At 33.2% G+C, this 15,779-nt stretch carries 10 protein-coding genes; all 10 read right to left on the reverse strand.

The window, feature by feature from the left end; translation table 11 throughout:
- Window positions 1–54: 54 nt before the first annotated feature.
- The 10 genes from C5Q98_RS04670 to C5Q98_RS04715 all read right to left on the reverse strand — a co-directional run bounded on the left by C5Q98_RS04670 (window position 55) and on the right by C5Q98_RS04715 (window position 15,611).
- Entirely contained in the window at window positions 55–2,706 is a 2,652-nt protein-coding gene (locus tag C5Q98_RS04670) for a transglutaminase-like domain-containing protein (protein WP_106012509.1), read from the reverse strand.
- Between the two features lie 75 nt (window positions 2,707–2,781).
- A complete protein-coding gene (locus C5Q98_RS04675) occupies window positions 2,782–3,474 on the reverse strand; it encodes a DUF624 domain-containing protein (RefSeq protein WP_106012510.1) in 693 nt (230 codons plus the stop codon).
- A 49-nt stretch (window positions 3,475–3,523) separates the two neighbouring features.
- Window positions 3,524–4,666, reverse strand: a complete 1,143-nt coding sequence (locus C5Q98_RS04680; RefSeq protein WP_106012511.1) for a carbohydrate ABC transporter permease — start codon at window positions 4,664–4,666, stop codon at window positions 3,524–3,526.
- Window positions 4,659–5,579 carry a carbohydrate ABC transporter permease gene (locus C5Q98_RS04685; protein ID WP_106012512.1) on the reverse strand — a complete coding sequence of 307 codons (921 nt, stop codon included), beginning with the start codon at window positions 5,577–5,579 and terminating at the stop codon, window positions 4,659–4,661. The genes C5Q98_RS04680 and C5Q98_RS04685 overlap by 8 nt, the downstream gene beginning before the upstream one ends.
- Window positions 5,580–5,589: 10 nt before the next feature.
- Window positions 5,590–8,259 (reverse strand): DUF5696 domain-containing protein, encoded by a 2,670-nt coding sequence (locus C5Q98_RS04690; protein ID WP_106012513.1) that lies wholly within the window; start codon window positions 8,257–8,259, stop codon window positions 5,590–5,592.
- A gap of 12 nt (window positions 8,260–8,271) precedes the next feature.
- On the reverse strand, window positions 8,272–8,955 hold the full coding sequence (locus tag C5Q98_RS04695; RefSeq protein WP_106012514.1) for a YIP1 family protein: 684 nt from the start codon (window positions 8,953–8,955) through the stop codon (window positions 8,272–8,274).
- 3 nt (window positions 8,956–8,958) lie between these two features.
- The gene (locus tag C5Q98_RS04700) at window positions 8,959–10,443 is read right to left on the reverse strand and encodes an NHL repeat-containing protein (RefSeq protein ID WP_106012515.1); all 1,485 of its coding nucleotides are present in this window, start codon (window positions 10,441–10,443) and stop codon (window positions 8,959–8,961) included.
- A gap of 10 nt (window positions 10,444–10,453) precedes the next feature.
- Complete coding sequence (locus C5Q98_RS04705) at window positions 10,454–11,503, reverse strand: carbohydrate ABC transporter permease (RefSeq protein WP_106012516.1); 1,050 nt, start codon at window positions 11,501–11,503, stop codon at window positions 10,454–10,456.
- 3 nt (window positions 11,504–11,506) lie between these two features.
- Window positions 11,507–12,481: a carbohydrate ABC transporter permease gene (locus C5Q98_RS04710; protein ID WP_106012517.1), complete on the reverse strand. Its 975-nt coding sequence runs from the start codon at window positions 12,479–12,481 to the stop codon at window positions 11,507–11,509.
- A complete protein-coding gene (locus tag C5Q98_RS04715) occupies window positions 12,474–15,611 on the reverse strand; it encodes an extracellular solute-binding protein (RefSeq protein WP_106012518.1) in 3,138 nt (1,045 codons plus the stop codon). Before C5Q98_RS04715 ends, C5Q98_RS04710 begins: the two co-directional genes overlap by 8 nt.
- Window positions 15,612–15,779 lie beyond the last annotated feature (168 nt).

A 15,779-nucleotide genomic window follows, 5' to 3' on the forward strand; every position in this document is an offset into this window, starting at 1 on the left:
CTCCTATCATTTTGAATTTATTTTAAAAATAAATTTCCTAAAAACCTATTGAACCTATTGAACCTCATGTAAAACTTGGACCACACTACCTACTTGATAACCTGATATAGCTCTAACAACTTCTTGTTTTTCATTAACTAGTAACAATAGTGGTAATCGTAAATTGTGTAGTTCATATTTTTTGAAGCTATTTTCAACATATTTATTTATATCGAAATTCTCAGCAACATTTCTTAGCTTAATTTCTGGGAATCTTTCAAGTACTGCTTTTAGTTTCTGATCTGATTCAGATCTAAAATCATTTAAAACAAAACTTGTTCTAGTTGATAGATCTTCGAATCTTTCGTCTGCTTCTAATAATTCATTGAAGAAGTGTTCTGTAGGCTCAGCTGCAGGTTCTAATATTGCTAAGAAATTCAATTCCTCACTTCCATTAAACTCGCTATTATCTGAAAACTCTAATGGTAAGAAATCAAATTTTTTCTGATCTGTATCAGCTGCTTGAGGCATAGCTATTTTTAAGCTTGTTAGTTGACCTTCTTTTACTTCAGTTCGATATAGATATGCTTCATTATTACCTCTAGCGGAACGTTTACATACAAGTACTTGATATTTTCCTGGATCTAAATCTGCATGGAATTCATTTTTATTATTAAACTCAAAATCTTTGAAGAATAAACTACTTAGACTACCGTCTTCCTCTATTCTTGAAAAACCAATTTGAGTCATATATTCAATGGTTTCATTTTCATCTTTTTCTATTAATAAGCCTGATTTATATGCGAAATCAGCATCTTTATCATCTTCTTTGTGTTTTCCTAATCTAGAAGCCACATCAGAATCGTTATTGCCATCTACCTTATATGACTTATTGTCTAAATCGAAACCATGCCATTTTTCGTCCATATAGAACTCAGCATGTCTATCTGTAGGATTCAATCTCGCTGGAATTCCAAGACTTCTCATACTAGCAATTATTAACAACAGTTTACTCAAGGCGCTACCTTTACCCATCTCCAATACTCCTAAAGGATCCGCCATACCACCTGAGTCTGCTTGATTTAAAGTTTCAACTTTGCCGTCTATTAGATATACAATTTCTAAAGGATTTTCTTTAAATTTAGCAATTTCTTCCTCGGAGAAAACGCTAGCTAGTGTTCTCCAAGCTCTAATCATTTCATTATCCACTCTAGGGTTTAAAATATTTTCTACGAACATATCTTTTTCAAAGTTAAATTTAAAACTATTAGAAGCTACAGCATGATCTAATAAGATTTCATAAGTTATATCAGATAGGTCCTTCCAACGAATTACTTCTAATAATTCAATCTTATATTCTAAATCTAGCCCTGTTTCAGTTTCATCTAGGAACTTCTCAATTTCTGCTTTGTTACCTAAACTTTGAGCAAGAACTTTAGCTTTCCTATACTCCAGAACTTCTTTGTCATACTCTGCTTCACTGTCTTCATCAGGATCAGCATAAAAAGTACTCTGGTATGCTTCTCTTATAGCTTCTGCTTCACGTTTTCTCTCTTGCATTCTTTCTTCAGCTTCTGGACTTGCTTGTGGATCTTCATTTTTTTCTGGTTTTGGTGCTGTCATGTAATAGTGCTCAACACCTTGTTCTAGCATTAATTGATTTTCATCTGCAAAATCAACTACAACTTCTATATCTCCATCTATCAAAGATACTTTCTTTTCAATAACCTTATTTTTTAATTCTGGATATTTTTCAGAATCTGGAAGAACTCTTAAAAGCAAATCACCTTTACCTAATTTTACAGAGATCTGACCAGTTTTATCTGTTTTTAAACTAGATATAGGAGAAATTTGCGCATAATTAATAACATTTAAGTTTACTAGTGCATTTTCTATTTCTTCATTTCCATTTTTGACGGTAAGCTTTAGATTAGCAGGATCAAAATAAGTGTCTGAAACATTTAGCAAGTAGAAATCGCCTTCATGTCTAATTATTTCCTCATTTTCAATAAATCCAGTATGCAAACTAGTTTGCATTATCATTCCACGTTTGGCTGGAGCTGAGAACCATCCTTTATTCAAAATAGCCTCTGGTTCACATGCACCTAAATATTCCCATTTGCTCCCAGTCCATACCTCTACCCAAGCATGGTTATCGTCTGAAGCTGCCCATCTTGGAGTATATATTTGTCTAGCTGGTAAGGCTACACTTCTCAATGCAGAAACCAAAAATGTTGACTCTTCACCACATCTACCAAAAGCTCTAGTCATTATAGTTAATGGAGAAACTGTTCGTCCGTCTGTTGCTTGATAGGTCGCTTTCTCGTATGTCCATAGATTTATTTCTAGAGCTGCATCTGCCATGCTCATTCCATCTATCCTATCAGATAATTCTTCTCTTATAATTGATCTATGGTCGGTTAAATCTTCATTATTTACTCTTACGGACAAAACATAGTTAAAGAACATTTCGTCACTTAAGTCTTTGCCCCAAGGGAATTTCTCTTTTGCCAACAGAGCATCTTTAACCAAATTTAAGAAGAGCTTGCCATCATAGCTACTACAATCACTAATTGGTAAATAACTGTACAAATATTTCAAGCAAATTATTTCTTCAGGACTTGCATCTTCAAACACATTAAAGAGCTTATCTGCTCTCCCCTCAAGAAGTGGTTTTCTTGACTGAAAATCAGCTTCTATTTTTTTGACTATTTTTTCTGTAAACATTAATATCTCCTTTCTTTACAGTAAATAGTTTTAATTACATTAAAGCGCCTTTTAAACACTACATTAAAGCACCATTTAAACGTCATCTAATTCAGCATATATAGCATCCTCTTTTATATCCTCGGGTAAAGCTCCTTGTATAAAATAATGTGAAAAGTAAATTGGGATACCTAGGAATACAAAAACTGCTAAGTGAGGAATAAACATTAAAAACAGTGAATTTAATATAATAATTCCTAAAATCATCAAAGTTCTACCAAAATATTTCCAAGAAAAAAGAATAGATGTAATCACAATTTTCCCTTGTGGCAAATAGTTGTAATAGATATCTAAACTCGGGAAATATATAAGATATGATAAAAAGCTTAATACTAATAAAAAGAATACAAGGTAAAGTGGTACTGCTAAGAACTGATTTTGTACATACCACATTAATACCCATATGCTAAAAATCAGTATTGTTCCTACATAAGCAATTAGTGCATAAAATAAGCTAGAGAAAAAGTAAAACTTCCACCAATAAAAGAATCTCTTGAATACATAGTTCTCAATTCCTTCACTTTCTCCTTGGCATAGTTTATTTGCGGACTGAATTGCTGGGAAAAGTCCAAATATAACTAATCCCAACAAAGTCCCCAAAAACACAGCAAAGTTTAGTTTAACTATAAAAAGCAACTTATCAAAGAATTTATAAAAACTGGAATTTAATTTTCTAGCATACTTATCTAGCTCTAGATTCTCATCATTCTCTTTTCTATCAATTCTCATAATTTACTAATTCCTTGTGATTAATCCTAATCTAAGACTTATTTCTTGATTATCCTTTAACAGCAGCATGTGTTGACGATTGGATAAACCATCTTTGAACAACCATATAAATTACTAACACCGGTATCATTGTTAACAATGACATTGTGTCCGCAATTGCTTGCTTATATAGTGGACTATCAACCAATAACTCTAACTGACTTGCAGTTGCTCCATCAATATTTCGCACCAAACTATTTAATGTTTGATCCATAGAAGCAGTTGCAGAATTAAGTTTAACCATAATATTATTTGGTGTAGAAGCAAACATGTTTACAAAATACATATCATTCCAGTTCCAAACGAAACTCAATACAGCTGCTGTCAATAGTGTTGACCCAGCAGACGGTAAGATTATTGAGAAAAATGTTCTTAAATAACCACTACCATCTACATAAGCAGAGTCTTCTAGCTCCTTAGGCAGATTAATAAATCCTTGTCTAAAAATATAAATAAATATACCACTCTTTAAGCCTTGTCCAGTAATCGCCAAGATATAAAGTGTAATCGGATTGTTCAGAAGGTTTAGTGGCTGCCCAGTAATTGCTTTAAATAATCCAAAGATATCAAAATTTCTGAAATTCAAATATTGAGGTAATGAAATAGCTTGGGCTGGAACAATAATTTGCAATATTACTAATATAAACAAGAGTCTTTTACCCTTAAAACCAACCCTAGCAAAAGCATAACCAGCTAACATTGTTGAGAACAATTGCAGCAATACTTGAATGCTCACAGTAAAGAAAGTATATGGCAATGTAGCATTATAGTTCATTGCTCGGAATGCCATATAAAGATGCTCTTTTGAGAGCTTTGCCGGAATCCAAATAGAAGTTGGTGACCCTAACTCAGTAGGAGCAGTGAAGGCTGTAGATATCATTTTAAATATAGGGTTCAAAATTAGATATCCCAAACATATCAATAATGCATACCTCATGATAGATGCAAAAATAGAACTAGCTTTATTTGCAAAAACATAAGATTTTTTACTATTAGCCCTTACATGCTTTCGATGGATCTTCTCTCTTTGTTTTTTAGGCAATTTTCTAAATGTACTATAGTCATCACCATAGGGATCCCTTATAGATTTTAGATTTATTAGATCTTGACTGTTATCATTTTTATTAATTTTTATACTATCATTTCTATTCACTGTAGTAGACCCCCTTAGATAAGATAGCTATCACAATTCCAATAACTATAACTGTTGCAAACATGAAAATAACATTCATAGCTGAGCTATATCCCCATTGACTTTGCAGGTATGCAGTATCGTATGCGAGTTTAACTAGATCTGAACTCATAAAATGCTCAGCCAATGTATAAACTGATACTGTCAAAATGTGAGGAGATAGCATTGGTAAGGTAACTTTCCAAAATGTTTCGTAATTTGTAGCACCTTCTATTCTTGCAACTTCATATAATGGTGGATTAATACTCTGTAATCCTCCTAAGAAAATCAAAGTTTGCATTCCGCTAAGCAGAATTGTGTCAAATATATTGGATACTACTTTTAAGATTCCACCAACCAACTCAGGAGAATCAAACATTCTAACTATAAATCCTGTAATGAAATTTACATTTGTCGCTTCTTCAGCTTGCATTGATTCAACAATAGCTAATTCCGATCCTCCAACTATATTTGTCAACGCATTTGTTGCCATGATAATTGGAATAAAGAATACTGCTCTAGCAATAGTTCTTCCCTTAAATTTACCATTCAAAATTATAGCTAAGAACATTGATAAAATTAAAATTAAAACAAGTTTAGGAATAGCTTCTAGTAAGGTTGTTATCAGTAGTTGGTTGAAATTAGCATGAACAGTAAATATATACTTGTAGTTGTTCCAACCAACAGCTTCCATGTCCATTCCACCTTGAAATAAGGTAATCTTATTGAAGCTGTAGATTACTAATTCTACAACAGGTTTGAGGAAAAAAGCTAAAATACCAATCAACCATGGAGCCAAGAATATGTAGGCCCATATGGTATTTCTATTCTCAAAAGATAGGTTGTAATACCAGCCTCTATTTTGTTTTTTCTCTTTATTCTCATTCTTCTTCATTCATTCATCCTCACTTCTTTACTATCTCATAACTTAAAGGAGCGATTTTTACACCATCAATTACCTTATCTTCATTTCCATAGTTCAAATAGACATTAATTCCATTATCATAAGAAACTTTTCTAAGGTTAGCTTCTATCACTTTATGCTCGATAATTCTTGAGTTTGCAATACTTTCATACGCTTCAGAATATTTTTGATAAAGTTCAACTGCCTTTGGTCCTACTATGTCGTAATTAGTATTCATCAAAGCCTCATAATCTGTATCTTTAAACATTTCACTATCTGCTGCTGATATTTGGAATTTCGGATTTGTCTTATACTCAATTAAACGAAGTAGTGTAAATTCTGGATTCTCCCAAATATTTGAGTTTAAAACATTACCGTAATATTTCACGCTTCCGTCTAAAACTATTTGTAAAAACGGAATATCATAATCAACGACTTCTAAGTTATTATCATCAATAGGTACATCGGTAATTTTGTCAGCGAATTTAAGAGCATAGGCATTTGGGTTTGCTAGCATCAGACTATTTTTATTATCGCTTAAGTATTTTAGAGACTCCTCAATATACTTCAAAGCTGAAGTTCTGCTGATATCATTATTAGTATTATAGTCACCAACAATTCTGTTTCCTAAATCAAACGTAGATAAATTATCACTTTGTAGTCTTTTCAGCTGATTCAACACTGAACCTAGATATGACTTATAGCTGCTTGGACTAATTAAGTATGGCGCACCTGAACCAATCCTGGACATTTCTCTAACATGATTATTCTTAGCCACTCTTGCTTGCTCACCACTTAAATGTCTGGCTATATCTGAATATTGATTCAAATTATTCTTAGTGAATGCTTGAGACAGGAACATTGCAGGATAAAGCTCTACCGCATCATTGCTATTATATTTATTTAAGAGTTGATTTAATTTTGTCTCTCCTCCCATGACTCCTAATACTGAAATCTTATTCATGGCAGTATGATCTAAGCCCTTGTTGGCAAATCCTGAAATCTCAACATTAAGATCAGATACTCCTGCATCAACTAATTCTGCGATAATTCTGTCCATCTCCTCAAACGTAGTTAAGGAAACGTTTGTATTATATGGAATACCAATGAAAAATTGACGTTTTCTTATTGAACCTAAAAATTCAACATCTAGACTAGGACTCTGCTCATCTATAGTTCCACTCAACATGTCATTAGACTGTAAATAGTTTTTGTATGTCAATGCCATATCTACATATGAAACTTCTTCTGATTGTGCTTCATCCTCCTCGATAAACTTATAACGCATTTGGATATCTTTATCATAGAAATCTTTAGAGAACCTTGATATAGAAACATTAGCAGCACCTACTGATTCCACTTGATCAACTTCAAATAGCTTGAAATTAACTCCTACCTTATTATAAGCATCTAGTTTTCCTGAAATATTAGCATTGACCTCTGCAATCTCTGCACCTTCTTCGACAATAGCTAGGACAGCGTAATCCTTGTACTTAATTCCTGCAACAGGTAGTGTTGTTTGTATACGATTATTTTTGTATTTTTTTGCATTTTTTAAAATATCTTCGCCATAAATACTAGACTTAAAATCCGGAGCACTTTGCTTATTATTATCAAAATTAATTACTGCTCCAGAACCGTCAGGAACAAACATATAGCCTTCTTCCTGATCTCTCTCAGCTGACATTAAATAAGGCAACATATTTACAGTTGAAATTACAGTATCATCACCAGTAATTTCAAGTTCGTCTATTGGCATCTTAACAACTAGATCTTTTCCTTCTAATTTGTATTCAATAGATGCCTGAATACTTAAACTAGCTGCTTCAACTTCAAAACCATAAGTGTTGCTATCTTCAATTAAGTCTTCTGTTGTATATTCTCCAATTTCATATAAATAAGAATAAATACGATCTATCATTAATTGTGAAACTTTATCATCCTTCATTCTTATATAAGAACCTTTGAAGAGCCTATACTGAGTCAGGAATTCTTTTTCTTGCTCTTTGCTTAATTTGGATATAACTTTATCGTACATTTTTTGAGATTCTACTTGTTTTGGCAAATCGGTAATAGATCTTGTTTCACTACCTAATGTATATTTAATTTTAATTCCATCTTCGATCTCTTCAATCTCAAATTGCTCATTAGCAATTGCTAGAGAATAGTTTTCAACACTTGAACTTAAACCTCTTCTTACATCACTTAAATATGTGAAAACTATATCGGATTTTTGAACATTAGAAACATATTCATTACCAGAATTTCCATTCATCACTTTTAGTGAGTGGACTTTACCGCTAGACTTTAGTTCCATATATAAGTTCAAGTTTGTAGAATCTAAATATAAAGCTGCTTCATTATTATCTGCAATTTTTTTAAGCTTACTTAAATCTACCTCTTCTTTCGGAGCTGGTTCACCGCCTATATTAGGATCAAGCTCCATTACATTTCCCTCATTATCAGAGTTATTCGAAGATTCTTCCTCCTGAGTCGCAGCATCATTATTTCCTTCTATAGTCTCTTCATTAGAAGTTTCCTCTGATGTATTTTCATTCTCTTCAGCTAAAACATTCACACTATTAAAAGCAAAGATTAAGTTACTTGTAATAATTGCTAAAAGTAAAAATAGTATTGTGGATTTTTTCATAAATTCTTTTTTTATTCTCATAAACCTATCCTTCTAACTCAAATGCAAGATTATTTCGCTAATAATTGTACGAATAAATATGAAGACTTCTCCCATTAAGCTTATTAATAACACTGTTATAAATAGAATAATCAAAATAGCAGCGATAGTTAAAATTACTGCCATAACTGATTTCAAGAAGCCAAATTCATGTACTGTAACTAAGCCAATAAAAGCATAAAGACAATACGCCACTATACTAAATCCAGCGAAAAAATATACGAATGCAGACTCATCAAGACTCATAACATTGCTCAAAACAACTTGAATGATATTGAAAATAATTGGCAAATACAAAGAATATGTAAAGACCATATATATGTCCTTCATACTTCCTGTACCATCCATGAGTGTTGTTATTGACCAATTTGCTATGGTTAAAAGAAGTATCGGCAAAACTGATGTTGCAAATATCATAAGAATATTAATATCCTCTGGTTTATTTGAATTAAATAAATACCCAGAATAAACTTCTTTGATAATTTGGACAAATCCAAAAATTAACAAGATAACTGTTGCTACCCATGTCTTACCTTCACCTTCGAATTTTATGTCTCCATAACCCTTAAAAGGACTAGAGATAATATAAAGTGGGAAGTCTATTAGGTCATGCTTTATTTGTTGCAAACCTTTCTTAAAGTTTAGGTTCCTTTTACTTGTAACATTAGCATTTTCCATACCTTAACTCCTTGTCTCTCTTCTCTCTTTGTTCTTCTTCATCTGAGGTTCTACAATAAGTACCCAAGTTAGATACACAAAAATTAAGAAAATTGCTGCTAAAATCCAAGATATATTATCTTCCACCCATTGTTCTCTAACTTTATTAAAAGCATCTGAATATCCTTTATGGAAATTTGCATTTTTGTACAACTTCAGTGCGTTGTCATACTCACCTTCTCTATAAGCAACATCCCCCATACTTACATAAGCTAGATCATATAAAGGATTAATTTTAGCAATCTCTTGCCAGTAATGTTCTGAATCCTCTGAATTTTCTAACGCATCAGCTTTAACTGCTTGATTCAATAAATTTCCATAGGTAGTTGGCTGAAATACTTCTATACTTTGATTAAGCTGGTCCAATACAATTATGTTTTCTCCCATAAACTTAACATCTACAGCATTTTGGAACTTACCACTTACATTACCTTTGCCACCAAAAATATGTAGCAAATAGCCATCATGATTGTATGTGAAAACTCTTTGCTTTGTGCTATCTAGAACTGTATACATACCATATTCATTATTGTCTAATGCAATAAATGATGATCTATTAGCACCTCTAGCAATGACATCACCTTGAGGTCTTTGTTCTTGAGGATATCTAAGTATATCTTCTCCTTTTGAGTTTAGTAATTTAACAGGCTCAGATTCTGTCTGACTTGCTACTGTTGCAAAAACAAATCCCTCATCATTTACAGAAACATTTGAGAAGCTAGTAGGCAACCAAAGCTGCATCGTCGATAATTGTGCATCTGTAGCTATACTTCTCCAGAATAAGTCTAATGGATTATAAACAATTCTATTAACACCATAGAAGCGAGTGAAATCTCCATTTGGTCCAAGTTCCATAATTCCTTCATAAACATTTGAGGAAACTACAAAAATTCTTCCAATTTTGTCAACAGTTAACTTAGTCGGCTTATAATCAACGTCTTCTAATCCAACCGCTTCAGGTTTACCCATTGCTCTAATCAGCTTTCCATCTGATCCAAACAACAATATTCTAGATCTTTCTGGCTCAGCAATATAAACATTACCGTTATTATCAACATGAATATCTGATGGTCTACTTAAGGTTTGCTCGTCACCTTCTAAAGTAAATTTATCAATTCTACGGATTAAGTTAAATTGTTTGTCTAGAATTAGAACAGCATTCTCAATGGCTACATAAACATTATCATTCTTAACAAATACAGCAGTTAAGTTCCTCAGATTTTCTACACCTAAATCTGCAGCCTTAATAGATCTACTTAGTTCATAAGCTCGTGGAGCTGGTTTAAGTTCACCTTCAGAATTGTATATATAATTCTCATATTCAGTTTCATATGTAGACTTTGCTGACAGTTCTATCATCTGTGAAGAGAAAATAGATAAAGATACAGCAAACAAAGCTACGAAAGAGAATAGTTTTTTCTTTAGTTTACTTTTTGATATAAATTTCATATCTTCCCTCCTATTCTTTCAGACCTGAAGTTGTCATTGTCTCTAAAATATTACTCTGAGTTACAACGAACACAATTACAGGAATAATAAACATCAATAATGTTGCGGCTGCAGCTACACCTGTTCTAGCAACACCTGCTGCTGCAATCTGCTGTAACATAAAACTTAATGGTTTCTTACTCTCTGTATATATAAAAGAACCACCATTATTTGACCACAAAGCTTGGAAAGAAAAGATAAAGGCAGTAATCCATGCAGGTTTAACTGCTGGCATAATGATAGCCCATAACTGTTTCCAAGGACTTGCACCGTCAATTTGTGCTGATTCAATAAGCGCATCAGGAATTTGTGTCATAAAGTTTTGTAATAAATATAGTCCAATAGTAGATGCTAATGCCGGGAAAATAATTGCCCAAGGAGTATCTATTAATCCTATTGCATTCATTACGAAATAAGTTGGTGCTGCTGTTACTGTTGGTGAAAACATAAGTGAGTAGACAATCAAATCTGATAAAAAGTGATTACCTGGGAACTTATACTTTGCCAATGGATAAGCAGCCATTGATGAAATTGCAACATGCCCAACAGACCCCAACACAACAATGAAAATCGTATTAAATAAATATCTAGAAAATGGTACAAGAGATTCACCTGAGTATATCCATAGAGATTTAAAATTATCCAAAGTTGGGTTGTTTGGTAAAAATAAAGGTGGGAACCTAAATAAGTCAGACAACGGCATAAAGGCTCTACCAACTACGAATAGAACTGGGAATATTGATAATGAACCGAATATGGCCACAAACAATAATAGTCCTATAGTTCCACCTGCAGTTCTGTTAGTTCTACCTTTAGTTAAGTATTTGACTAAGCGTGAACGTTTTTTCGGCTCATTCTTCTTAGCCCTAGCTTCATAAAACTTATAACGCTTACGTAATTTCTTTTTTTCGGATCGACTTAATTTTCTACCTTGAAACTCCTCTTCTGATGCTAAAACTTCAGAGAAGGAAGGCAAATCTTCAAGACGTACATTAACTACATCAATTTTATCCAATAACATACTCTACTCTCCTACTCTAGCAATGAATTTCTGAATCAATAGGTTAAAGAACACTGTTAAGAAGAATAGAACAACAGTAATTGCAGAAGCATAACCTAATTCAAATCTGATTAAACCATAATCTTGAATGTGATCTATTAGTGTATGAGTTGCGTACCCTGTACTTGGGAAACCAGTTAATGCTGAACCTGTAATAGCAAATGATCCAGAAATCGACATAACAGCACCAAACATTAGCTGTGGTCTCATTGAAGGCAAGACAATATACCATAATTCTTGCCAACGATTTCTAACACCATCAATCTCACCAGCTTCCAGTAAACTCTTATCAATTCCCTGTAATCCGGCAATGAAGGATAAGAATCCAATTCCAAAACTTTGCCATAGATTTACAAAGATTATAATAGTTAACATCCATTGTGGATCTTGCAACCATAGTATCGGCTCACTTATAATTCCCCAGTTTAGCAATAAGGCATTAAGATAACCTGTAGAGTCACTTGAGAAAAGCAAAGTAAATATAGATGTTGCTGTACCTGCAAGTGAAGGAGCATAAAGCACTACGGTGAAGAAAACCCTTACTCCTCTAGGAAATTCGTTTAAAACCCAAGCCATTAAGAATGACAATATGTATCCAATAGGTCCGATAATTAAAGCTAAAATCAAAGTGTTCTGTAATGATTGTAAGAAAAGTGGATCATTAAGCAACAAATCCTTATAGTTATTCAAACCAACAAGCACAGGAGCTTGCAAAACATTAAAGTTAGCAAAACTCATCACAATAGCAAACATTACCGGAAAAACTGTAAAGGAGAAAAACAGTATAAAGTATGGAGCCATCATTAAATAAATACTTTTATGTTTAACTAATGAGCTTTTAGTTTTTTTCTCATTTTTATTCTCTAGTATTCTTTCAGACTTGTGATCAGATTGCTCTATATTAGCATTCGTTTTTTCTTTAGAAGTTAATCTACTCATCTGCTGTTCCCTCCTCGTCATTTTGTCTACGCTCAACATTTTTAGCTGGCATTATATCCTCATGAGTTGGCAAACCAAATTCTCTTCGTTTTTTATTTAATTCATAGTTGGTATTTTCTGTCCATTCACGCATAATCCTGTCCGAATTTGCACTTTCAGGGTTATTTACAACTTCATAGAATGCATTTTCTATGTTACGACCTGTGATATATGAACCAGGAACCTGACGAACACCTTTTATATATTCAAGTGATTCAGTCAGAACATCCATTACATCGTCTGGCCAAGGCATCTTTGAAAATGATTCTAAGTTTGCAACAGGATATCTAGCAGATGATCCTAAAATAGCTTCCATCTCTCTTGCATAGGATGTTTGAGTGTTTTCTGATACCCACCACTTCAAGAATTCCCATGCAGCTTGAGAGTTTCCTCTTTTTTCTACACTATTTTTAATAATCATAGCTGCAGAGTTAGCTACCGGCATGGATCTATCAATCTCACCATTTTCCTTAAGTGTACCTGGCACTGGCGCTACTGACCAATCTCCTTCTATTTCAGGAGCAGAAACACTAAGCGTATTGTAGTTTGTGAAATTGACGATTGCGATTGGAATAATTCCTAATCTAAATCGTGTTACAAAGTCCGCAGTAACTGGGAAGCTATGTCTTGTATAGAAATTAGTCCAGTATTCGAACACATCCAGAGCTTCATCAGTTGCAGTCATTGCTAATGTACCCTCTTCGTTGTATAGAGGCACTCCTTTTTGATATAGCATAGATAGATATGCAGCTGGGATAGGTTTAGATGTTGCCTGATAAGCACTACCTAGTGTCAAAGGCATATTTACTTGCATAAAGAATTCCATATTGTTATTTTGTAAAAATGGAACTATTGCTAAAATATCATCCCATGTTTGTGGTACAGGAATATTCAAGTCAGACAAAATATCTTTTCTATAGAACATAACTGGATAACTCATTTGATCTGATAAAGCATAGACCTCATCATTAAACTTAAACGATTCCAATGCAGCCGGATGTAGTTGTGCGGCCACTTCATCATAATCAGCAAATTGGGATAAATCGTATGCAGCATTACGTAAGGCATAATCGATTGGCATCTCGCTGGCTGTTTGAACAATAACATCAGGGCCTTGTCCAACGGCAGTAGCACTAAGAGCAACAGCTGGCGAAACGACTCTTAAGTTAACTTTATATTTAGAATCAAAAGTATCACTAATTAACCTTCTAGTAACCTCCATTTGGTCTCTACCTGTAGAGATCCAAACAGTAATTTCATTCTCAGCTTCAACCTGTTGTTCCTCATTGCTTGTTCCTGCTTTATCATAATCATTCCAGAAAGAACCGAAGAATCCCATTATTCTATAGGACATATTTTTAAAGAACCCTGCATCATTTTTTGGAAGATTATCTTTACTTCCTAATAGAGTCAAATAATCTAATGTTAAACTTTGAGATTTCAAATTCAAAGCCAAAGTACCTAATGAAGTAACTCCATTCTGTAGGACACTTAATTTAGAGGCTATTTTTGCAGGTTTATCCAACATTTCATCTATTTGAAGGGTCACTTGCTCTGCAACTGCAGTTTTGTCATTCCTACCACCCATTACATTAATTAGACGTTCTAATACATCTTTTAGTTTTGCATTTTCTTCTTGTAATCTTGGCAAAAGATCTGGAATATTCTGGATCAACTGGTAATCCCTAAATGGATCTGGCTGTGCTCCAGTAACTACCATAATATCTTGAGCTATACCATTTAAGTTTGTGGATATATCTTCAATAAAATATATAAGCTCCGCAAATTCTCCTAGAGAAACTTCTAGGCTAAGAACATTAACACCTTCATCTAAATATATATATTGAGAATTTCCATCAGAGTCTGCCAACTCATAAATTTTCCAGGTATTGTTGTAAGGGAATTCAAGTTTTTCGGCTTCTTTAAATGGCACTTCCCCATTTACCATAAGTTTCCTAATTGAAATACTACCAGTATTATATGCCTGCCTTGCTCTCAAGGCTAAACGGTATAATCCTGATTTTGGAACATCTATCTCCCACTCTATTTTTTCACCTGGCTTACTCCATGATTCACCACCAATAGTATTCATTCTTATATATGTATAATGCTGTGGCTCTGTAATAGCTGAAGTATTATCACTCAATGGATATAAGCTTGGAGATGACTTATACTTTGCATCTTCCGCTTGAATGTGTGAAATTTCTGAATTTTCAATTAACTTTGCTCCATTGTTCTTGTGTTCTGCCTCATATTCAGCATATGTTGGTACTTTTTCCTTACCATCTTCTACAAAAGCAAGTTTTTGAATTGCCATTTCTCCACGTACTGATTGAATCTCAATAGTGTGACTTCCTTTACTTAAATAAAAATAAAGAGGGTCCGAGAAATAGCCATTTCTGTCGGTTAATCTTTTTGTTTTCCAAATTTGTTTTTCTACTTGAGCTGGGAAAGCTTGATTACCCTCTACAGCCTTATAATCATCATTGGCATTCTCATATGTTCTAGAAAGCTCTATTTGTGTTGCTTCATCGTATGGTACTTCATCATCAATTTTGATTACTCTCTTAATATTTGAACTACCGCCAAGTGGCATATATGTAACTTCAAATTGATAAAGAGCTTCCTCTGCTACGTCAAATTGTATTTTTACACTTCCTGAAGAGTCAGTAATTAATTCAGCCTCAATCTCTTGATTATCGATGTCTTTCATATCTATTTTTTCAGCCATGGATAAATCAAGCTCTATAGTTCTATCAGCTTTTTTAACTTCAGAAAATTGTTCTAAATAATCCATGTAAGATATATATTTTTTGCTGTCTGGGATATGTTGCAAAAGCTCATTTCTATATATATCAGCAGGATCAATTACATTATCTTCCTTTTCATTACTCTCACTATTTTCACCAATTTCCTGTGAATCTTGAGTACTTTTGGATTCAGTATTAACCAGACTTCTATTATTATTTAGTCTATCTTTATCAGGATTGTTTCTTAATGCTGTTATTTCTGCAACATGTAATTGAGAAAACAAACATGCCACAACTAGCAAATACACAAAAACCTTAAATTTCTTTGATATATTCTCCACTCTATCAACCTCTCTTAGATTAATACTGGATATATTGAGTACAAAAATTTTATTCTAGTACGCAATATATCAATAAAATAAGTATTTAAAATAGAAGTGGCCAAATTACTATTTATTTCCTTTTATTAGTAAAATGACCACTCCACTCTTATATTCAATTACTGAATT

This window comes from Fastidiosipila sanguinis, assembly GCF_002998295.1.
GTDB lineage: Bacteria > Bacillota > Clostridia > Saccharofermentanales > Fastidiosipilaceae > Fastidiosipila > Fastidiosipila sanguinis.